At 62.0% G+C, this 20,115-nt stretch carries 17 protein-coding genes and 1 tRNA gene; 9 read left to right on the plus strand and 9 right to left on the minus strand.

Going from position 1 to position 20,115, the window contains the following annotated elements:
- Window positions 1-16 precede the first annotated feature (16 nt).
- Together E4Z66_RS08040 and E4Z66_RS08045 are read right to left on the minus strand one after the other, a co-directional pair.
- Window positions 17-1,216, minus strand: a complete 1,200-nt coding sequence (locus tag E4Z66_RS08040) for a winged helix-turn-helix domain-containing protein (protein ID WP_136462483.1) — start codon at window positions 1,214-1,216, stop codon at window positions 17-19.
- Complete coding sequence (locus tag E4Z66_RS08045; protein ID WP_136462484.1) at window positions 1,213-2,244, minus strand: LacI family DNA-binding transcriptional regulator; 1,032 nt, start codon at window positions 2,242-2,244, stop codon at window positions 1,213-1,215. Before E4Z66_RS08045 ends, E4Z66_RS08040 begins: the two co-directional genes overlap by 4 nt.
- A 146-nt stretch (window positions 2,245-2,390) precedes the next feature.
- Between E4Z66_RS08045 and E4Z66_RS08050 the strand changes: the two genes are divergently transcribed.
- From E4Z66_RS08050 to ftsH, 5 genes are all read left to right on the plus strand, one after another.
- Window positions 2,391-2,467: transfer RNA gene (locus E4Z66_RS08050), tRNA-Arg, on the plus strand.
- Window positions 2,468-2,564: 97 nt separating this feature from the next.
- The gene (locus E4Z66_RS08055) at window positions 2,565-3,140 is read left to right on the plus strand and encodes a hypothetical protein (protein ID WP_136462485.1); all 576 of its coding nucleotides are present in this window, start codon (window positions 2,565-2,567) and stop codon (window positions 3,138-3,140) included.
- A gap of 84 nt (window positions 3,141-3,224) precedes the next feature.
- The gene (locus E4Z66_RS08060; protein WP_136462486.1) at window positions 3,225-3,788 is read left to right on the plus strand and encodes an HdeD family acid-resistance protein; all 564 of its coding nucleotides are present in this window, start codon (window positions 3,225-3,227) and stop codon (window positions 3,786-3,788) included.
- 106 nt (window positions 3,789-3,894) lie between these two features.
- Window positions 3,895-4,248, plus strand: a complete 354-nt coding sequence (locus tag E4Z66_RS08065) for a carboxymuconolactone decarboxylase family protein (protein WP_246035929.1) — start codon at window positions 3,895-3,897, stop codon at window positions 4,246-4,248.
- Window positions 4,249-4,292: 44 nt separating this feature from the next.
- Complete coding sequence (gene ftsH, locus E4Z66_RS08070; RefSeq protein ID WP_136462487.1) at window positions 4,293-6,137, plus strand: ATP-dependent zinc metalloprotease FtsH; 1,845 nt, start codon at window positions 4,293-4,295, stop codon at window positions 6,135-6,137.
- A gap of 96 nt (window positions 6,138-6,233) precedes the next feature.
- On the opposite strand, the gene E4Z66_RS08075 is transcribed toward ftsH, so the two are convergent.
- Complete coding sequence (locus E4Z66_RS08075; RefSeq protein ID WP_136462488.1) at window positions 6,234-7,088, minus strand: universal stress protein; 855 nt, start codon at window positions 7,086-7,088, stop codon at window positions 6,234-6,236.
- 168 nt (window positions 7,089-7,256) lie between these two features.
- Here E4Z66_RS08075 and E4Z66_RS08080 point away from each other — a divergent pair, with 168 nt between their 5' ends.
- Window positions 7,257-7,742: an Hsp20/alpha crystallin family protein gene (locus tag E4Z66_RS08080; RefSeq protein WP_136462489.1), complete on the plus strand. Its 486-nt coding sequence runs from the start codon at window positions 7,257-7,259 to the stop codon at window positions 7,740-7,742.
- Window positions 7,743-7,890: 148 nt separating this feature from the next.
- Complete coding sequence (locus tag E4Z66_RS08085) at window positions 7,891-8,664, plus strand: ZIP family metal transporter (RefSeq protein ID WP_136462490.1); 774 nt, start codon at window positions 7,891-7,893, stop codon at window positions 8,662-8,664.
- Window positions 8,665-8,682: 18 nt separating this feature from the next.
- On the opposite strand, the gene E4Z66_RS08090 is transcribed toward E4Z66_RS08085, so the two are convergent.
- The 6 genes from E4Z66_RS08090 to E4Z66_RS08115 all read right to left on the minus strand — a co-directional run bounded on the left by E4Z66_RS08090 (window position 8,683) and on the right by E4Z66_RS08115 (window position 16,212).
- Complete coding sequence (locus E4Z66_RS08090) at window positions 8,683-9,111, minus strand: hypothetical protein (RefSeq protein WP_136462491.1); 429 nt, start codon at window positions 9,109-9,111, stop codon at window positions 8,683-8,685.
- 182 nt (window positions 9,112-9,293) lie between these two features.
- Window positions 9,294-10,664 carry an efflux transporter outer membrane subunit gene (locus tag E4Z66_RS08095; RefSeq protein WP_168797755.1) on the minus strand — a complete coding sequence of 457 codons (1,371 nt, stop codon included), beginning with the start codon at window positions 10,662-10,664 and terminating at the stop codon, window positions 9,294-9,296.
- A 252-nt stretch (window positions 10,665-10,916) separates the two neighbouring features.
- Complete coding sequence (locus E4Z66_RS08100; protein ID WP_136462493.1) at window positions 10,917-12,314, minus strand: bifunctional enoyl-CoA hydratase/phosphate acetyltransferase; 1,398 nt, start codon at window positions 12,312-12,314, stop codon at window positions 10,917-10,919.
- 53 nt (window positions 12,315-12,367) lie between these two features.
- On the minus strand, window positions 12,368-13,555 hold the full coding sequence (locus E4Z66_RS08105; protein ID WP_136462494.1) for a thiolase family protein: 1,188 nt from the start codon (window positions 13,553-13,555) through the stop codon (window positions 12,368-12,370).
- 32 nt (window positions 13,556-13,587) lie between these two features.
- The gene (fabI, locus tag E4Z66_RS08110) at window positions 13,588-14,346 is read right to left on the minus strand and encodes an enoyl-ACP reductase FabI (RefSeq protein ID WP_211097143.1); all 759 of its coding nucleotides are present in this window, start codon (window positions 14,344-14,346) and stop codon (window positions 13,588-13,590) included.
- A gap of 18 nt (window positions 14,347-14,364) precedes the next feature.
- Entirely contained in the window at window positions 14,365-16,212 is a 1,848-nt protein-coding gene (locus E4Z66_RS08115; protein ID WP_136462496.1) for a PHA/PHB synthase family protein, read from the minus strand.
- 189 nt (window positions 16,213-16,401) lie between these two features.
- Here E4Z66_RS08115 and E4Z66_RS08120 point away from each other — a divergent pair, with 189 nt between their 5' ends.
- Together E4Z66_RS08120 and rbbA are read left to right on the plus strand one after the other, a co-directional pair.
- Window positions 16,402-17,382, plus strand: coding sequence for an HlyD family secretion protein (locus E4Z66_RS08120; protein WP_136462497.1), 981 nt, complete (start codon window positions 16,402-16,404; stop codon window positions 17,380-17,382).
- Window positions 17,379-20,114, plus strand: a complete 2,736-nt coding sequence (gene rbbA, locus E4Z66_RS08125) for a ribosome-associated ATPase/putative transporter RbbA (protein ID WP_136462498.1) — start codon at window positions 17,379-17,381, stop codon at window positions 20,112-20,114. The genes E4Z66_RS08120 and rbbA overlap by 4 nt, the downstream gene beginning before the upstream one ends.
- The last annotated feature ends 1 nt before the right edge of the window (window position 20,115 follow it).

Raw genomic sequence — 20,115 nt, forward strand, 5'->3', positions numbered from 1 at the left:
TCTGAACGCGCGCGTGTCAATCACTGCGCAGCCAGTCCTGTCCCCACGTCACATGTTCCACCCCGGCCAGACGACGAATCCGGTCCAATTCGGCCTCGAACGCCGCATGGCGACCCTTGCCCCATGACACGCGTGGCTCCGGCCAAAGCGCCCGCACATGCAGCTTGTCCGCATCCCGGTGCGCTTTCATGTCGACACGCCCAACGAGGCGGTCGCCCTGCATCAGGGGAAACACGTAATAGCCATAGCGGCGCTTGGCCTCCGGCACGAAAACCTCGATCGTGTAGTCAAAGCCGAAAAGCCGCCGTGCCCGCGCGCGGTCCCGCAAGGCCGGATCGAAGGGGGACAACACGCGCAACCGCGCCGGCGCCGTCCTTTCAAGCGCTGCGTCGGTGGCGATATCGGGCCGGGCCAGCGTCTTGCGCGGTTTTCCATCGGCTTGGGTGATGCAGATTTCGGCGATCTCTCCGCGCTTCAGGGCAGCGGTCGCCCATGCCTTCGCCTCCGCCGGGGTGAGATGATCCCAGAATTTCGCGATCTCGCCCGGTGTGGCAAAGCCGAGCCTGTCCAGCGCGGCGTTGCAGCACCAATCGGTGGTCTCCGAGGCTTCGGGCACCTCATTGCGGCGCGCGTCTTCGATGACCCTTTCGGTCAGGTCATAGACTTTGCGGAACCCGTCCCGCCGCACCACCGCCAGTGCGCCAGAGCGCCACAGATATTCCAGCGCGGTCTTGGACGGGTGCCAATCCCACCACCCGCCAGAGCCTTTCTTTTCGTCCTGCCCCACATCCGAAGACCCGCAGGGGCCATGATCGCGAATGTGGTCCAAGACCGATTGCATCTGCCCCTCAAAGCCATCGCGTCGCCAATTGCGCCACTGTCGAACCAGCTTGTCCGCATCGCGCTGCATCCGCAGGCGCCACCATGGGAAGAAGTCCAGGGGGATTACGCTGGCATCATGGGTCCAATGTTCGAACAGCGCGCCGCCCCGGTCGTACAACCTGCGCAGATGTTCGGGCCGATACCGCGACCGGCGGGCGAACAGGGTTAAGTCATGCGCGCGCGCAACGGTATTGATGCTGTCCAGTTGGACAAAGCCAAGCCGTGTGATCAGGTCCAGAAGGGCGCTGCCATTCGGCGCGCCAGAGGGGGCGTCAAGCAGGGCATGCCGATCCAGAAAGACCCGGCGCGCGTCCGCATTGCCAAGCGTGATCACCGCCGATGGCGCCGCAACGTGTCGCCGAAACTGATCGTCGGGGTCAGCGTGATGGTCCGCGCCTCGCCGCTGCTGTCTTCGCCCGTGCGTTCAAGAATGATCTTGGCGGCAGCTTCGCCCACTTCGCGGCGGCAGGCATCCATCGTGGCCAATTGGCGCGGCAGCCCTTGCAACAGCTCAACCCCGTTAAACCCGGCCAGCCCGATCTGGCCCGGGATGTCGACACCCTGTTCGATCAGCCAAAGCAGACCGCCCGCGCCAATCAAATCGTTGGAATAGTAAAGGAAATCCAGATCGGGCGAGCGTTCCAGCATCGCTTGCGTCATCTCCCGCCCCTTGGCCAACGCAGAGCCGCCGGAGTAGAAATCCCGGTCCTCGATCTCGATCCCGGCCTTTGCGAGCGCCTCGGTGAAACCTTCGAAGCGTTTGCGCGCACGTCGGTCCAGCGGCATTTTGGTGCCCATGAAGCCGATATGCTCATAGCCTTCCTTGATGATGGCTTTTGCCATCTCCGCCCCGGCCCGGCGGTGCGAAATGCCGACCATGCTGTCGACGGGTTTGCCATCGGTATCCATGATCTCGACCACCGGCGTGCCCGACGCGGCCAGCATGGCACGGGTGGCTTCCGAATGTTCGAGCCCTGCAATGATCACACCAGAGGGCCGCCACGACAGCATCTCGTAAAGTACACGTTCTTCTTTTTCGGGCTGGTAGTCGGTGACGCCCACAACCGGTTGCAGCGGGCTGTCTTCGAACACGTCGTTGATCCCGGAGAGGACTTCGGGAAACACCATGTTGGATAGCGATGGGATGATCACCGCAACAAGGTTCACACGCTGCGAGGCCAGCGCACCGGCGATCTTGTTGGGGACATAGCCAAGGTCGCGCGCGGCTGTCAGAACCTTCTGCCGGGTCGCTTCGGACACATCGCCCCGATTGCGCAAAACGCGGCTGACAGTCATCTCCGACACGCCCGAAGCGGCTGAGACATCACGCAGGGTGAGCGGGCGGTGCGGGTTATCGGACAATGGCGTACCTGTATGCTTTTGACAGGATGATAACGCGCGGGGCGCAGGCATAGCAAGCGCGCAAGGCAAGGGCCGGAAAGACGCGCCGGAACAGACCTGCTGGGGGCATGACATCACCGCGCGAAGCGGCTAAGACAACGGCGCGCGGCCCCGTGGCTCAACTGGATAGAGCAGCCCCCTCCTAAGGGGCAGGTTGCAGGTTCGAATCCTGCCGGGGTCGCCAAGCTCTTCGGGAAGAAGATGCGGTCGGTGATTGATAAACGTCAATCTGCGGCTTTTGCCTCCCGCTAGGTTTAGTCAGTGTTCGCAGGAGGCTGACCATGACCACCGAGCAACCGACGCATCGAACCACATATATCGACGTCCCAGAGGCCGTCGGTGTTTTCGGCAGTTTCGAGACGCTGCAACAGGCGATTTACGATCTGCGGATGGCCGGGTTCAGCCGCTATGATATCAGTCTGTTGGGCAGCATGGACGCGCTCAAGGAAAAGCTGGGATCGGCGTATTGGCGCGCTGAGGATCTTGAAGACAACCCCGATGCCCCACGTGCGGCGTTCGTCTCTGAGGAGGCCATTGGCGAATTGGAAGGGGCCATCGCTGGCGGTTTCTTCTTTCTGGGCTCCTATGTCGCGATGGCGGCGATGTTGACGCCGGTGTCGACCTTGGCGGCTTCCATCGCGGCGATTGCCATTGGGGGCGGGCCTGCAGGGGTGCTAGGAACGCTTCTGGCCAGGCGCGTCGGGCGCCACCACAAAGATTACTATGCGGAACAGATCGACAATGGCGGTATCTTGCTGTGGGTTCGGACGGTGAACGCGGAAAAAGAGGATTTGGCGGTTCGAATCCTGAAAGGCCATTCGGGCCGGGATGTGCATGTGCATGGCTGGAGCAAATAGCGCCCAGATGCCCGTTGCTGCCCGCCCGGGGGCGCGTCGCGCTTGCGGCCCGATCTTCAACCACATGATAGGACAATTCAGAAAATGACGCTCAACTCGCAAACGCGCGATCCCGAAGCGGCCATCGCGCGGCTTCGCAACATCTGGCTTTGGATCGGTATCGTGATGATCGCCCTTGGGATCGGGGCGCTTTTGATGCCGGTGCTCAGTTCGCTGATCGTCGGCGTTCTGATCGGCTGGCTCTTTTTCATCAGCGGCGTGGTCGCAGTCGCTTCGGCGTTCCCATTCCGGGGGACGGGGCTGTTTACATGGCAGATCGTTGCCGGGTTGATCACGTTGATCACCGGCGCGCTATTGATCGTTTTCCCGACGCAAGGCGCTGTCGCATTGACGGTGTTGGTCGGGTTCATCTTCATGCTGACCGGGGTTGCGCAGTCGTTCTACGCGTTTTGGGTACGCCCGGCGCGGGGCTGGGGGTGGGTGCTGACCTCTGCCCTGCTGAGCATCGCGCTGGGGATATTCATCCTGTCCGCGCTGTCCGAAGCCTCTGCCGTGCTTCTTGGGTTGCTGGTGGGCATCGACTTCCTCAGCACCGGCATTTCCATGGTGTTGATCGCGCTCTCCGCACGCCGCGCAGGCTTGTCCTGAGCGCCCCCTTCCGCCCGCGCCCAAGGGGCTGGGGATTGATGAACGTCAAACATGGGCTTGCTCGGGTGCATATCCTGCAAGGACAGACTGGAAGGGAGTTTGGAAGGTGAAAGACTATTCAGTTATCGCAAGCGAATATCACTCCGGTTACGCGAAACTGGCCGAAGAGATACCGAGCGCGACGGCGACATTCGGTCGCCTGGTCATGGAGGCAACCGCCGAGGGGGCGCTGTCCACAAAGGTCAAGGAACTCATCGCGTTCGGTATCGCGATTTCCGTGCGATGCGATGGTTGCATCGCGCATCATTCGCAAGCGGTCGTAAAGGCGGGCGCCACGCGGGCGGAAGTGGCGGAGATGATCGGCGTTGCCATTCTGATGGGAGGCGGGCCTGCGTCGGTCTATGGGGCGGAGGCACTGCGCGCCTATGATGAGGCGGCCAGCGCGGCCCCCGGCGGTTAAGCCATCACGCGCCGCCCCCGGCCGGGTTCATGACGAGGAAAGCGATGGAAAAGCGACAACAGTTCAACTGGGGCTTCTGGCTCATCGCGGCACTGGTGTGGATGGGAATACAGGTCTGGATCGGCTATCGCGACGTGGCCCCGCTGTCCTATAGCGAATTTCTTGAAAGCCTTGAAAAAGGCGGGATCGCCGAAATCACGGTAACGGAAACGCTGGTCGAAGGCCGACTGAGCGAGCCGGTAGATGGCCGGGAATACTTCGTCGTGCGCCGGGTGGACCCGGACTTTGCCGCCGAGCTGGAACAATATGATGTTCCTTTCTCGGGCGGGTCCGACCAGACATGGCTGACGACGCTGCTGTCGTGGGTGCTTCCTGTTCTTCTGTTCTTCGGTCTGTGGATGATCCTGATGCGGCGCATGTCCGGATCGCAAGGGTTTGGCAGCCTCGTGAATATCGGCAAGTCGAAGGCCAAGGTGTATCTTGAAACGCAGACCGGCGTGACCTTCGATGATGTGGCCGGGGTGGATGAGGCCAAGAGCGAGTTGCAGGAAATCGTCTCTTTCCTGAAGAACAAGGAAAAGTATGGCCGTCTAGGCGCGCATATTCCCAAGGGCATCCTGCTTGTCGGGCCGCCGGGTACGGGCAAAACCCTGTTGGCCCGCGCGGTGGCGGGGGAGGCCGGGGTGCCGTTCTTTTCGATCTCTGGCTCGGAATTCGTGGAGATGTTCGTCGGTGTCGGGGCCGCGCGGGTGCGCGATCTGTTCGAACAGGCACGCGGGGCGGCGCCCTGCATCATCTTCATCGACGAACTGGATGCGCTGGGCCGCGCGCGGGCTGCGGTGTCCGGCTATGGTGGCAGCGATGAAAAAGAGCAGACGCTGAACCAGCTTCTGTCTGAACTGGACGGTTTCGATCCGCGGGTCGGCATCGTTCTTCTGGCCGCGACCAACCGACCCGAAGTACTGGATGCGGCGCTGTTGCGGGCGGGCCGCTTCGATCGGCAGATCGTCGTTGACCGGCCCGAGCGCAAGGGCCGCGCCGCAATCCTGAAGGTGCATGCCAAGGGCGTTCAACTGGCAAATGACGTGGACCTGGATCAGGTTGCCGCGCTGACCCCCGGATTCACCGGGGCCGATCTTGCGAATTTGGTGAATGAGGCGGCGATTGTCGCGACGCGGCGCAGCGGCGACAAGGTGACAATGGCCGACCTGACCGCCGCCGTCGAACGCATCGTGGCAGGCGTCGAACGCAAATCACGGGTGCTGGGCGATGCGGAACGGACCCGTGTCGCACATCACGAAATGGGCCATGCTCTTGTCGCCGCGCATGTTCCCCATGCCGATCCGGTGCACAAGGTTTCGATCATTCCGCGTTCGATCGGGGCGCTTGGCTATACCTTGCAGCGCCCGACCGAAGACCGCTTCTTGATCACCTTCTCCGAGTTGCAGGACCGGATGGCCGTGCTGATGGCGGGCCGCGCGGCAGAGGAATTGATCTTCGACGAGGTGTCTACCGGGGCGTCTGACGATCTGGCGAAGGCCACGGATATCGCGCGTGAATGCGTGACGCGGTTCGGCATGGTCGAAGGGGTCGGCCAGGCGGTTCTGGAAGACAAACCGGGCCAATATCTGGACCAGCAAAGCGCGGTCTTTGCCTCAAGGGACTATTCCGAGGCCACCGCCAGAGAGATCGATTTGGCGGTGCGCGGGTTGATTGCGGCGGCGTATGATCAGGCCAAGGCTGTGTTGTCCTCCCGGCTGGAGGATCTGAAAGCGGGCGCTGCCCTTCTGCTTGAGAAAGAGACCATCACGCCCACCGAATTCCCGCCGATTGCGCGGCAGGCACAGACCGATACGTCCAAGGTTCCACGCGCGGCCTCCGCGCGCTGACGGGCGCGGTTCCATCCTGCGGATTGGTTGGCGTCCGGTCTAGCGCGTGCCGGACCGGACGCCATGTGGCGCTCTGAAACGCGGGGGGAGGAATGCTCAGTGCGCCAAAAACACGGGCTGCTCTGTCTGTTCCATCAAGGTCCGCGTCGTTCCGCCAAACAGCGCTTCGCGGGTTCTTGAATGGCTGTAAGAGCCCATCACGATCAAGTCGGCCCCAGCCTCTTTCGACCTGTCCAGAATGCACTGTCCGATCTCGTTCCCACCGCTGGTATATTGCTGGACCGTGACATTGCAGCCGTGATGCGTCAGCCAACCGGCCACATCCACACCGGGGTCTTCACCCTCGTAATACTCACTCATCACCGGATCGATTGTTCCGATTGTCACCTGCTCTGCCTGCCGTAGAAGGGGCAGGGCCTGATGAACGGCGCGGGCAGTGTGCAGATGGGTGTTCCAGGCGACGAAAATCCGCTTGGGCTGTTGCAGTGCCGTGGCGTCCGTATCGTTCAACAGAACCCCGATCGGGGATTGAAAGAGCACCCCGTAAACGACCTGCCGGAACAGCGTGCCGGGATCGCGCAGGTCGTCGCTGACCATTGCGACATCGCACAGCATTGCGCGGCGCGCGATTGCATCGGCAATCCGCGACGGCTCGGTCGAAATGACCGACACTCCGCCAGCGACGTCATGTTGCTGAAGAAGCGTTTCGATCTCGTCCTGCTTGGCCTTGAGCGCCGCGTTGTTCTTGACCACCGCTTCCTGCCATTCCGGCGGGATCACAGAGCCCCCGTAGGGCGGGATGCTGGCAGCATAGTATGGAAATTCGGGAACTTCGCCGACAAGCAGGATGGCGACTTTTGCGGGTATGGCGCGGATCGTCTCCAGCTTCGCGGCGAGCGTATCCATCGCCGCGTCCTGACCGACCGCAATCAGTATCGTGCCGTTTTTCATATCGGTTATCCTTGTTCTCACGAGGATACTCTAAAGGCCGAGACTGCGATCTCCTTGACGTTGATCAATCGCCGCTTCGGGCCGGTGGTGGATTGACGAACGTCAAACGCAAGCTGGGCCGTCCGGGTATGGTGTGCACATTCGTCAACATATTGAAGGAGGACTGACATGGCTTATCACGACTGGCTGCCGACATCTTGGCTGCAACATAAGGACGGTAACAGCGAGCCGCTCGTGTCGCTGCGCAAGCAAGTGGATTCTTTGTTCGATGATTTCGATCGCGGCTTCTGGGCGCGCAGTGCGGATTTCGCGGTGCGGTCCAATATCAGCGAAACCGACAAGGAGGTGTGCATCACCGCCGAGCTGCCGGGGATGACCGAGGACGATATTGACGTATCGGTGGCGGGCAACCGGATCACCGTGAAAGGGCAGAAGAAATCCGAAACCGAAGAGAGGAAAGACGAAGAGGGCCGTCAGTTTCTTCAGGTGGAGCGTATGTCCGGTGCCTTTCAACGCAGCATCGCCCTGCCGTTCGATATCGACGGCGACGCGGTGACTGCCAAGGTGAAGGACGGCGTCCTGACGGTGACGGTGCCCAAACCCGCGGAAGTGGCCCAAAACACCAAGAAGATCGAGGTGTCACGATCCAATTGAGCGCGATACAGCACCTGATCGGACCGAACTGCGCCCATCTGCGCGGTATAAGTGGCCGTCGCGGTGCCACGCCTGAAGGGCTGGAAACACGCCCTTCGGGCACATCGCTTTTGGTCGGGCCGGGTCAAATGACGGCCGGACCCTCTCAATGACCCCGTTGGCGGCGGGCATTCTTGGCAGTCTTGCCGCAGGATTGATGACGTCAGTCGGTGCAGTGCCTGTCTTGCTCAGGCGGACCTTCTCGGTCGGCCTGCAGGACGTGCTGTTGGGATTTGCGGCGGGGGTGATGCTGGCGGCCTCGTTCTTTTCGCTGATCATTCCCGGTATCGAAGCCTCCGCCCTCCTTTACGGGCCGGGATGGTGGCCCGCGACCATCGCCGCAATCGGCATCCTAATGGGCGCAGCGGCGATCTGGCTAATGGACCGCACGATCCCGCACCAGCATTTCCGTTCCGGCAAGGAGGGACCGCAAAGCGACTCCCTGACCAAGATCTGGCTTTTCGTCTTCGCCATCACGATCCACAACATCCCCGAAGGGCTGGCGGTGGGTGTGGGATTTGTTGGCGGCGACGTCGAGGCCGGCCTGCAACTGGCGTTCGGCATCGGCCTGCAAAATGCGCCAGAGGGGCTGGCCGTCGCCTTGGCCCTGCAAAGCGAGGGCTATTCCAAGTGGTACGCTTTCATCGTCGCGGGTCTGACCGGCCTTGTGGAACCCATTGCGGGTGCGGCCGGGGCGGCGGCGGTGAGCGTCGCGGAAGTTCTGCTGCCCTGGGGCATGGTCTTTGCGGCGGGGGCGATGATCTACGTCATCAGCCACGAGATCATCCCCGAAACGCACCGCCGTGGCCATCAAGATGAGGCCACGGTGGGTTTGATGATCGGCTTGGTCGTGATGCTGCTTCTGGATGTGGGCCTTGGCTGAGTCAGCGGCGCAGGGGGATCAAACCGGTTCGGACTTGGCGGTCTTGGTCACACGTTTCACGGTCTCGGCGCTTTCCTGAACCGCTTCGACCTCATTGCTGACAGCCGCTGCCGTGCTGCTTGTCACCAACTCCATGTAGTCCTTTGCGTCTTCGGCCAGCTTTTCCATCATGTCCGATTGCCATTTGGACAGAATGGTCATGGCTTCGGCCGGGTTGCCAAAGGCTTTTTCGGTCAACTCTTTGCTGGCTTCCATGGCGTGTTTCGTGGCCTCGTGGCGGCGCTTGAACCACGCGGAGGAAAACTTTTCCAACTCGTTCAGAAATGTATCTTGGGTCGTCCAGAAATGCGTGCTTTGCGCTTCTGCAGCGGGAAGAATGGCGGCAACGGATTGCCCGGATTTGACCACTTCCTGCATCTCTTCGATTATCTTGCTGACATAGGACATCGCGTTCTCCTGACAGTGCGAATTGGTGATATGCATCGGGGGGTATGTCGCAGAACCGAGCGGACCCGGCGCTCCGGTCATCTCCCCCGATGGATTCAGACGTAGCGTTTTGGATGTGACCCAGATTGACTTCGGTCAATTTTCGGACGCCGCAGGGGTGCGGCGCCTTCTGGTGCCTCACATCACTCGGCGCTTGCGACCGCCTTGGCCGGGAGCGTGTTAGGGCCAGCCGCCCAGCCGCTTCCCGTCGCGATTTGCAGCGCCAGCCAATCGGATGCCGATTGCTGCAACGCTTGGGCCAGCGCGGTGCGGGCCTCGGTCAGGGTCAGTTCGGCGGATAGCAGGTCAAGCAACTGGATCGCGCCATCCTTATAGGCCCGCTCTGTCAGGTCGAAGGCTTTCCGGGTCGCTGACACCGCGTCGCGCAGGCGGCTGACACGGCGGCCTGACAACCGATAGGCGCTTTGCGCCGTCTGGACCTCGCGCACCGCGCCCAGCACGGCACCGCGCCATGCGGTTTCGGCCTGTTCGGCGGTGGCAATGGCGGCGTTGCGCCTTGCGGTCAGCGCGCCGCGATTGAAGATGGGCAGCGACAGGCTTGGCCCGAAGATCGACGCATCGGTCGTGTCCGAAGTCGATATCGTCCCGCTCAACGCCAGTGTCGGATAGAGCTGCGCCTCTGCGATGCCGATGGCGGCCACAGCCGCCGCATAGCGCCGCTCTGCCGCGCGGATATCGGGTCTGTTGCGCAGCAGATTGGCCGGTGTGCCAACGCGGGGCGAGGATCGCGCGACGGGCTGCGGCGCCCCGACTTGCAGGGTCTTCAGCAAGGGGTCGGCAGATTCCGACAAGAGCGCGGCGATGCCGTAGACATTCGCCAGAAACGCGGATTCCAAGCTGGGCAGCCGGGCCGAAACATTCGCAAGCTGCGCGGTCGTTCGTGCCACGTCCAGTTCAGCGGCTTGCCCGATTGCGCGTTCGCGTTCGACAATCTGGAGTATGCGCCGGTTGTTGGCGATGGACTGGCGCGTCAGTTCAAGCACTTCCTGATAATATCGCGCGTCGATATACGCGCCGACGATCCCCGACAGATAAGCAAGCCGGGCGGTTCCGACATCCAGCCCTGCCGCCTCTAGCCCGGCCAATGCCGCTTCGCGCCGACGATCCACACCCGCCAATGCGGTGCCCGCGCTCAGCGTTGCTGATCGGGCCTGATCGGGAATGATGCCAAAGGTGTCTTCGCTGACGTCGATCCCGGTGACGGAGGCACTGACGCCGCCACTGATCTGGTTTCCGACACCGACGGCCTTCGCATTGGCGCGCGCCTCGGCGACGGCTTGCATCGCTGCGGTGACGCTGAGGTTCTGCGCCAGACCGCGCGCCACAAGGTCATTCAGCTTCTTGTCATGGAGTTCGGTCCACCACCGCTGCCCCGCCACGTCGCCCGCCTGCTGCGCGCCGCCTTCGACGAAGCTGCTATCCAGCGCGATGGTGGGCGGCACATAGTCGGGGCCGACGCCATTGCAGGCCGCAAGGCTCGCCAGCGATCCCATAAGGAACCCCCGCCGCGCCAGGCGTGTGGAACAACCGAATTCGCGGGGGATGTGTTCTGCGATTGCTTGCGAAACTTCAGTCATTCGATTGTTCCAAAAGCGCGCTTTGCAGGTTCATAGGGTCTGGCCTGTTCATTGTATTTGTGTGTGTTGGTTTGGCGGGCAGGGGGCTTGGGTCACGCGCATCCGGCATGGCGGCGGACAAAAGGCTGTGCCGCCGCGCAGCGGTCCAAATGGTCAAGCGATGTTCCGTCATGTGTGACCGCCGATGCCGTGATGGTGGACGAAAAGCTGCGCCATCGCGCAGGAGGCAAGGCGGGACATGACATCATCGGCGCGGCTGGTCAGGACTATCGGAACACGTGCGCCCAGTACAAGCCCGGCGGCATCGGCTCCGGCCAGATAAACCAACTGCTTGGCGACCATGTTGCCCGCTTCGAGGTCCGGCACGATCAGGATATCCGCATCGCCCGCCACGTTCGACGTGATGCCCTTGGCGGCCACGGCAGATGCAGATACCGCGTTGTCGAACGCCAGCGGCCCATCCAATTGCCCGCCCGTGATCTGGCCGTGATCCGCCATCTTGCACAACGCGGACGCATCCACAGTCGACGGGATGCCCAGCGTGACGGTTTCGACCGCCGAAAGCAGCGCGACCTTGGGGCAGGCGATCCCCAGCGCGTGACAAAGGTCAATCGCGTTCTGCACGATGTCCCGTTTTTCGGGAAGCTGGGGGAAGATGTTGATCGCCGCATCGCTGATCATCAGCGGCTTGGGGTAAGTCGGCACGTCGAAGGCATAGATATGGCTCATCCGCCGTTCCGTGCGCAGACCGGTATCACGGTCAACCACGGGCGCAAGAAGTTCATCCGTGTGGAGCTTGCCCTTCATCAGCATCGCCACCTCGCCCGCCCGCGCCAATTCCACGGCCTTGGCCGCGGCAGCGTGGCTGTGCGGGACATCGATGATGCGCACGCCGGACAGATCGCGCGCGTTTTCAGCGGCGACGCTCTCGATCTTGGCTTTCGGTCCGATCAGAACCGGCACGATCATCCCCTGCGCCCCGGCTTCAAGCGCCCCTTCCAAGGACAGTGCGTCACAGGGGTGGACCACGGCCGTCACGACGGGGGCGAGATCCTGGGTCGCCTTGACCAGCTCTTTGAACCGCGCGCCGCGCTCATGCAGATGCACCTCCGGCAGCATGACACGCGGGCGGCGCACCTTTTCAGTCGGCGCGATGACCAGCGCTTCACCCTCGATGGCGACCTCGCCGCTTTCCGTCAGGCAAAGACAGGCAAGCGTGACATGGTGATGTTCGGCGACTTTATCGGTGACCGTCACGCGGATGGTCACGGTGTCGCCCAGCCCCACAGGGCGGCGGAAGCTGAGATTCTGGTTGAGATAGATCGTCCCCGGTCCGGGCAATTCGGTTCCCAGAACCGCCGAAATCAACGCACCGCCCCACATGCCATGGGCAATCACTTTGTGAAAGATATCGGTCTTGGCGAATTCGGCGTCCACATGCGCCGGGTTCACGTCGCCGGACATGACGGCGAAGAGTTCGATATCCTGATGGGTCAGCGTGCGGGTCAGTTCCGCCGTGTCACCAATCGTGATCTCGTCGAACGTCTTGTTCTCGATGAATTGCATGGTGGTGTGTCCGGTCGTCTGCAGGTTGGGGGAAGGGGATCGGGCGGCCCGGATCACCGAATGGTTACGAGAGCCAGCGCAATGCCCTGGCCGCCGCCAATGCACAGCGTGACAAGCCCGCGCGCGATGCCGTCGCGTTGCATGGAATGGATCAGGCGGGTCGTCAGGATCGCGCCGGTCGCTCCGATCGGATGCCCATGCGCAATCGAGCCGCCGTCGACATTCACCACCTCTTCGGGCAGCCCCAGTTCGCGTGTCACGGCAATCGCGATGGCGGCGAAGGCCTCGTTGATTTCCACCCGCTCAAGGTCAGCGACGCTCCAGCCGGCACGGTCCAGCGCCTGATGCACGGCAGGAACCGGCCCCATGCCGAACATGCCCGGCTCGACAGCACCGATGCCGTAAGACACGAGGCGCGCAAGCGGTTGCAGTTGCTGCTGCTCCGCCCAGCCGCGCTCTGCCACGATCATCGCGGCACCGGCACTGTTAAGGCCCGGCGCATTGCCTGCCGTGATGGTGCCGTCCTTGCGGAAAGCGGGCTTCAGCTTTGCAAGCGACTCCGCCGAGGTTTCGGGGCGGTTATGTTCATCCTGCTCGAAAGTGCTGACCCCTTTGCGGGTCTTTATCTCGAATGGGACGATCTCTGCCTCGAAATGCCCAGCGGCCTTGGCCTTGGCAAAGCGCTGTTGCGAGCGCAGCGCCCACGCGTCCTGATCGTCCCGGCTGATCTGGTACGTGTCCACCAGATCCTCTGTATGCCAGCCGGAATGCTTGTCGGAAAACGCATCGTTCAGCCCATCGCGCAACATGCTGTCGTAGATTTCAGCAGGCCCCATGCGATAGCCCCAGCGCCCGCCATCCATCAGATAGGGGGCCTGATCCATGTTCTCCATTCCGCCAGCCACGGCGCTGGAGAGGTTGCCAAGCCACACCTCTTGCGCGGCTGACGCGATGGCCTGCGCGCCAGAGCCGCAGACGCGGTTGACCGTCATGGCCGGAACTTCGACCGGAACACCGCCGCCGATGGCCGCTTGCCGCGCCGGGTTCATTTTTGCCCCTGCCTGGACGACCTGTCCCATCACGACGCCGCCGATCCTGGCGCCGTCAAGCGCGGCCCGGCTCAGGCTGGCGCGGATGCTGGCCGCACCCAGTTCGGTTGCCGGAATGTCCTTGAGCGTGCCGCCATACGTCCCGATGGCGGTTCGGACGGGGGCGCAAAGCACAACTTCTGGAAGGGACATGGGTTCTTCTCCGTTTCTGATTGCCGCGATGGTCAGGCCATCACGTGATAGCCGCCATCGACATAGGTGGTGTCGCCCGTTACCTTGGCGGACAGGTCGCTGACCAGCCCGGCGGCGACATGGCCGATATCCTCAATCGTGACGAGGCTGTGCACAGGCGCGCGCCGGCGCGCTTCGTCGATCAGCGCGTCGAAATGGGCGATGCCAGACCCGGCGCGGGTCTGGACCGGGCCGGGAGACAGCGCATTGACGCGGATGTGCTTCGGGCCAAGCTCGGCGGCCAGATACCGCACAGTGCCCTGAAGCGCGGATTTGACCGGGCCCATGATGTTGTAGTGATCGACGACCTTTTCCGCCCCGTAATAGCTCATGGTCAGAATGCTGCCGCCCTCGGGCATCAGCGGCACTGCAAGCCGGGTCAGCCGAATAAGCGAATGGACAGAGATATCCATGGCCTTTGCGAACCCCTCTTTCGAGCATTGGCTGACCGGACCGTGCAGATCGTCTTTCGGGCAGAAGGCAATCGAATGGAGAACGAAATCCAGTTGCCCCCATTGGGACCGGACCGTGTCGAACACCGCTTCCATCTGGCCGTCGATCTCGACATCCAGCGGCATGAAGATCGGGGCATCGACCTCGGTCGCGACGGGCGCGACATAGGGTTTCGACTTTTCGTTCACATAAGTCACGGCCAGCTCCGCGCCCGCCTCGCGGAACGCCTTGGCGCAACCGGCGGCGATGGAATGGTCATTGGCAATGCCCACGACAAGGCCGCGTTTGCCTTTCAACAGCGCGTTTTCCATCTGCGGTTACTCCTGAAACACGTAGGTGCCGGGGGCATCGCAGAGCGGTTTGTAGCCTTTGTCCTTTGCCCCAAGCGGGGGCGGGGCGACGGGCGCGTCCGAACGCGCGGATAGCCATTCGGCCAGCGCTGACCACCACGAGCCTTCGGTGGACTCAGTCTCGGCCATCCACCGTTCCGGATCAGCATAGGCCGCATCCTTGAGCTTGGTCGCGATCCGGTAGTGGCGGTGCGGGTGGCCCGGCTCCGACACGATCCCGGCATTATGCCCGCCGCTGGTCAGCACGAATGTCACATCGGTGTCGGACAACAGGTTGAACTTGTAGACCGAGTGCCAAGGCGCCACGTGGTCGCGTTCCGTCCCAACCAGAAACACGGGCGCGCGGATGTCCGAAATCGCCACCGGGCGGTCTCCCAAATTATACCGCCCCTCGGCCAGATCGTTGTTCAGGTACAGCTTGCGCAGATATTCGGAATGCATCCGGTACGGCATCCGTGTCGGGTCGGCGTTCCACGCCATCAGGTCGATCATCGGGGTGCGTTCGCCCATCAGGTAATCGTGGATCACATGCGACCAGATCAGGTCGTTCGACCGCAAAAGCTGGAAGGTTCCGGCCATTTGTGTGGTGTCCAGATACCCCTGGTTCCACATCATGTCCTCAAGGAAGGTCAGCTGGCTGTCATTGATGAACAGCTGCAACTCTCCGGCTTCGGTGAAATCCGTCTGCGCCGCGAGGAGTGTCAGCGTTTTCAATCGCTTGTCACCGTCACGGGCCATGGCCGCCGCCGCAATCGACAAAAGCGTTCCGCCAAGGCAGTAGCCAATGGCGTGTATGTCATCGCTGTCTGCAATGGTTTGCGCGGCGGTGACCGCCTCCATCACGCCAAGCGACAGGTAGTCGTCCATGCCTAGATCGCGATCTTCTTCGTCCGGGTTCATCCAGGAGATCATGAAGACGGTAAAGCCCTGATCGGTCAGGAACCGAACCAGCGAATTGGTCTCGCTCAGATCAAGGATGTAATATTTCATGATCCACGCCGGAACGATCAGGATCGGTTCGGGCCGCACCTTGTCGGTCGTTGGCGCGTATTGGATCAGTTCGATCAGACGGTTGCGGAAGACGACCTTGCCCGGCGTCGTGGCAAGGTTTTCACCGACCTGAAATTCCTCTGCGCCGACGGGCTTTTGCCGGGCATTCAGGCGAGAGGCATCCTCAAGCAGGTTTTGCCAGCCGCGCACAAGGTTCATGCCGCCTTGGGTGATCGTTCGTTGCAGCAGGTCCGGATTGGTCAGAACGTAGTTCGACGGCGAAAACACGTCGAGCATCTGGCGCGCCGCAAATTCCACCACGTTCTCGTGCTGCTGCGTGACGCCTTCGATCCCGGTCGTGGCATTGTACCACCATTGCTGGTTCAGCAGAAAGCTTTGATACATCAGGTTGTAGGGCCATTTCTGCCAGTTCTCGCTGCGGAACCTGTGATCCTGCGGCAAAGGGTCGATGCAGGTCTCTGTCGCGCCCGGATTGGTGGCACAGAATGTCGCATAATTGGCAAGCCGCCAAGATTTCCGTGCCGCTTTCTCCATCAGTTCCAGCCGCTTGCCCGGTGCGGCCGTCAGATGCAGCGCCCAATCCGCATAGGCGGCGGTCAGGGCGATGGGCGACAGTCCGGCGGTGAATTTCGCGATGGCCGCGCGCAACCCTTTGTCCAGCGCTTGCTCCATGGTCGTATGCGCATGGGAAATCGCCTTCGGCTCGGCCGCGACGTGCAGCGCATGCGGCAGTTTGCGATGCGGCGTTCCGTTCGTCTTGGCTTGCGATGAGGGTTCATTTCGAAGCGAAGTGACTTTTGCCATGGCTCGACCTTTCCAAGTCTCTGAATCGCGAATCCGGGCGCGTTTGGCCCCCGGATTATCGCGCGGCTGTGCCTGCGGATTGACATTGGTCATTTGTTGGACGCGCGCGGATGGCATTGGACGACCAATCAAGCGCGCGTGCGGTGGTTTTGAGCGCGGGCGCGGAACCAATTGGATGGGTAGACGTGCATGAACAGAAAATGGCTGGTCCTTGTGATTGCGCTTTTGGTCGCCGGCGGCGGGGCGGCATTCTGGTGGCAGGACACTTTCACCTCGCCGATGCCGGAGGGCATCCGGTCATCGAATGGCCGTATCGAGGCCGAGCGGATCGAGATCGCCACCAAGCTGGCCGGGCGGATCGCAGAGGTTCTCCTGGACGAGGGCGATTGGGTCGAGGCAGGCGATGTCATCGCCCGGATGGATACCGACGAGTTGGAGGCCCAGCTGCATCAAGCGCAGGCATCGGTGCTTCAGGCGCAGCAGCAAAGGCTACAGGCCGAGGCGCTGTTGCGGCAGCGCAAGTCGGAACTGGTGACGGCAGAGGCTGAATTCAAACGGGTGTCACAGCTTGCCAAGGACGGCTTCTTCAGTGACGCGCAAGCCGACGCGCAGCGCACCGTTCTTGACACGGCGCAGGCGGCTGTGGCTGCGGCTGAGGCGGGGATTTCCCTGGCGGACGCGACGATTGCATCGGCTGATGCTGCGGTGGACCGGTTGGAGGCGCTTATTCGCGACGCCGCTTTGACGGCCCCTCGGCCCGGGCGGGTGCAATATGTGCTGGCGCAAGAAGGCGAAGTCCTTGGCGCGGGCGGGCGCGTGGCGACGCTGACGGATTTGTCGGACATGTATATGTCGATCTTTCTGCCTACTGCCGATGCGGCGCGGCTGGCAATCGGGGACGAGGCGCGGATCATCCTTGATGCCCTTCCCGAATACGTCATCCCCGCGACGGTGACTTTCGTGGCAAGCACGGCGCAGTTTACACCGCGTTCCGTCGAAACGGCGGATGAGCGCGAGCAATTGATGTTCCGCGTCAACCTGACCATCTCGCCGGAGCTGCTGGCGGACTATCTGGACCGTGCGCGCGCTGGCGTTCCCGGCATGGGCTATGTGCGTCTTGATAAAAGCATCGAATGGCCGGCCAACCTTGTTGTCAGACTGCCCGAATGACGCAATCATCGGTGATCCGGCTTTCAGGGGTGTCTCATAGCTATGGTGACATTGCCGCGCTGGCAGATGTCAGCCTTGAGGTGCCAGCAGGGTGCATGACCGGGCTGATCGGTCCTGACGGCGTTGGCAAATCGACCTTGCTGGCCCTTTCAGCCGGGGTGCGGGCGCTTCAGTCCGGCGAGGTGCAGGTTCTGGACGGCGATATCCGCGACCGGTCCCATATCAAGGCCTGTAACCACCGGATTGCCTATATGCCGCAAGGGCTTGGCCGAAACCTCTATCCGACTTTGACGGTGGCGGAGAACCTCGATTTTTTCGGCCGGCTATTCGCGCAGCCGCTGGCAGAGCGCCGCGCACGCATCGCCGATTTGCTGCGCGCGACGGGGCTGGACCCGTTTGCCGACCGGCCCGCTGGCAAGCTCTCTGGCGGGATGAAGCAAAAGCTCTCGCTTTGCTCTGCCCTGATCCACGATCCCGACCTTCTGATCCTTGATGAGCCGACGACCGGTGTCGATCCGCTGTCGCGTCAGCAGTTCTGGGACTTGATCGACCGTATCCGCGCCGATCGTCCGGGAATGAGCGTCATCGTCGCCACCGCCTATATGGAAGAGGCGGAGCGATTCGACTGGCTTGCGGCCATGTCCGGCGGTCAGGTCATCGCGACGGGTGCCCCGGCGCAGCTTCTTGAGGAAACCGGGCAAACAACGCTGGAGGCGGCGTTTATCTCCTTGTTGCCGGAGGATGAGCGTGCCGGACACCGCGAGGTTACCGTGCCGCCTTACGTGCCCAATGGCGATGGGCCTGCCGTGCAGGCGATTTCGCTTACGCGCCAATTCGGCGATTTCACCGCGGTGGATCATGTGGATTTTGAAATCGCGCGGGGCGAGATTTTCGGATTTCTTGGCTCCAATGGCTGCGGCAAGACCACGACCATGAAGATGCTGACCGGTTTGCTGCCCGCCAGCAGCGGTGAGGCATTGCTGTTCGGGGAACATCTGGATGCGGGCGATATGCGCACACGTCAGCGCGTGGGATACATGTCGCAGTCCTTTTCGCTCTATAGCGAACTCACGGTGCGCCAGAACCTCGAACTGCACGCAGAGCTTTACCAGATCCCCAATGACAGTCGCCTGCCGCGCGTTCTTGAGATGCTGAAAACCTTCGAATTGGAGGAAGAGGCCGACCAGAAACCCACCGAACTGCCGCTGGGGCTGCGCCAGCGTTTGCAGCTGGCCGTTGCGGTGATCCACGCGCCCGAGGTCCTGATCCTTGATGAGCCGACATCCGGTGTCGATCCTGTTGCGCGCGACGCATTCTGGCGGCTCCTGATCGGTCTGTCGCGCGAGCAGGGGGTGACGATCTTTGTTTCGACCCACTTCATGAACGAGGCGGAACGCTGCGACAGGATTTCGCTGATGCATGCGGGCCGCGTTCTGACCGTGGGAACGCCCGATGAAATCGTGGCCGAACGTGGCTGCGAAACGCTCAATGAGGCGTTCATCAGCCATCTGCGCGATGCCGTCGCCGATGAGGCGGCAGAGGCACCGGTTGACGCCAAGCCCAGTGCGGTGGATCAGCCCGACCATGCGGCGCGGCGCGATGGGCTGTTCAATCCGGCGCGCATGTGGGCCTATGCCCGCCGCGAGGCGACGGAAATCATGCGCGATCCGCTGCGGCTGGCCTTCGCGCTGCTTGGCCCGGTCATCCTGATGCTGACCTTCGGCTATGGCATCTCGTTCGATGTAGAAGACCTGCCCTATGCGGTGGCGGATCAGGACCAAAGCCTTGAAAGCCGCCAGTTATTGGAGGCGTTCTCCGGCTCGCGGTTTTTCGAGGAACGTGCCCCGGCGGCAGGATCAGAGGAGTTGGCGACACGGCTGCGCGCGGGTGAAATCGCCATCGCGATAGAGATCCCGTCGGGGTTCGGGCGCAGCCTTCTGGATGGTGAAACGCCGGAAGTCAGGGTCGCGGTCGATGCGGCGATGCCTTTTCGCGCGGAAACGGCGCGCGGGTATCTGCAAGGGCTGGCACTGTCCTATTTGGACGAGCAGATCGAAAGCACCTATGGCGAGGTCGTCGATACAACAGGCGCGGGGGTGGAAACGCGCTATCGCTACAACCAATCCTTTGAAAGCGTGAACGCCATGGTGCCATCGGTCATCATGATGATGCTGATCCTGATCCCGTCGATGATGTCGGCGATCGGCGTTGTTCGGGAAAAGGAAACGGGGTCCATCGCGAATTTCCGGTCCACCCCTGTAACGCGGGCAGAATTCCTTCTGGGCAAGCAGTTGCCCTATGTCATCATCGCTCTGATCAGCTTTGCCTCGCTTCTGGTGCTGGCCTATGTCGTGTTTCAAGTGCCGATCAAAGGCTCTGTGACGGCCTTGGCGCTTGGCACAGTGCTTTATGTCATTGCGACCACGGGCTTTGGCGTGCTTGTTTCGACCTTCACCAAGACGCAGGTTGCGGCGACATTCGCGACCGCGGTGATTGCGATTGTTCCGTCGGTCAATTTCTCGGGTCTGCTGGTGCCGGTGTCGTCCCTGTCGGGCGGCGCGCGCCTGTTCGGTCTGGCCTTTCCGGCGTCGTGGTATCAGCAGATCAGTATCGGAACCTTCACCAAGGGGCTCGGGTTCGACGAGCTTTGGCAAAACCACATCGCTTTGGCAGTTTTCGCGGTGCTGTTCGTGGCAATCGCCATTGCCCTTCTGAAAAAGCAGGAGCGTTAGG

This window comes from Aliishimia ponticola, assembly GCF_004803475.1.
Taxonomy (GTDB): Bacteria; Pseudomonadota; Alphaproteobacteria; order Rhodobacterales; family Rhodobacteraceae; genus Aliishimia; species Aliishimia ponticola.

Coding starts and splice junctions, on each gene's coding strand:
- E4Z66_RS08075 (WP_136462488.1), bottom strand. CDS start 7,088: ATGAAAAACGGCACGATACTGATTGCGGTCGGTCAGGACGCGGCGATG.
- E4Z66_RS08060 (WP_136462486.1), top strand. CDS start 3,225: ATGACGCTCAACTCGCAAACGCGCGATCCCGAAGCGGCCATCGCGCGG.
- E4Z66_RS08105 (WP_136462494.1), bottom strand. CDS start 13,555: ATGTCCCTTCCAGAAGTTGTGCTTTGCGCCCCCGTCCGAACCGCCATC.
- E4Z66_RS08095 (WP_168797755.1), bottom strand. CDS start 10,664: ATGGGATCGCTGGCGAGCCTTGCGGCCTGCAATGGCGTCGGCCCCGAC.
- E4Z66_RS08120 (WP_136462497.1), top strand. CDS start 16,402: ATGAACAGAAAATGGCTGGTCCTTGTGATTGCGCTTTTGGTCGCCGGC.
- ftsH (WP_136462487.1), top strand. CDS start 4,293: ATGGAAAAGCGACAACAGTTCAACTGGGGCTTCTGGCTCATCGCGGCA.
- rbbA (WP_136462498.1), top strand. CDS start 17,379: ATGACGCAATCATCGGTGATCCGGCTTTCAGGGGTGTCTCATAGCTAT.
- E4Z66_RS08115 (WP_136462496.1), bottom strand. CDS start 16,212: ATGGCAAAAGTCACTTCGCTTCGAAATGAACCCTCATCGCAAGCCAAG.
- E4Z66_RS08055 (WP_136462485.1), top strand. CDS start 2,565: ATGACCACCGAGCAACCGACGCATCGAACCACATATATCGACGTCCCA.
- E4Z66_RS08090 (WP_136462491.1), bottom strand. CDS start 9,111: ATGTCCTATGTCAGCAAGATAATCGAAGAGATGCAGGAAGTGGTCAAA.
- E4Z66_RS08100 (WP_136462493.1), bottom strand. CDS start 12,314: ATGCAATTCATCGAGAACAAGACGTTCGACGAGATCACGATTGGTGAC.
- E4Z66_RS08085 (WP_136462490.1), top strand. CDS start 7,891: ATGACCCCGTTGGCGGCGGGCATTCTTGGCAGTCTTGCCGCAGGATTG.
- E4Z66_RS08080 (WP_136462489.1), top strand. CDS start 7,257: ATGGCTTATCACGACTGGCTGCCGACATCTTGGCTGCAACATAAGGAC.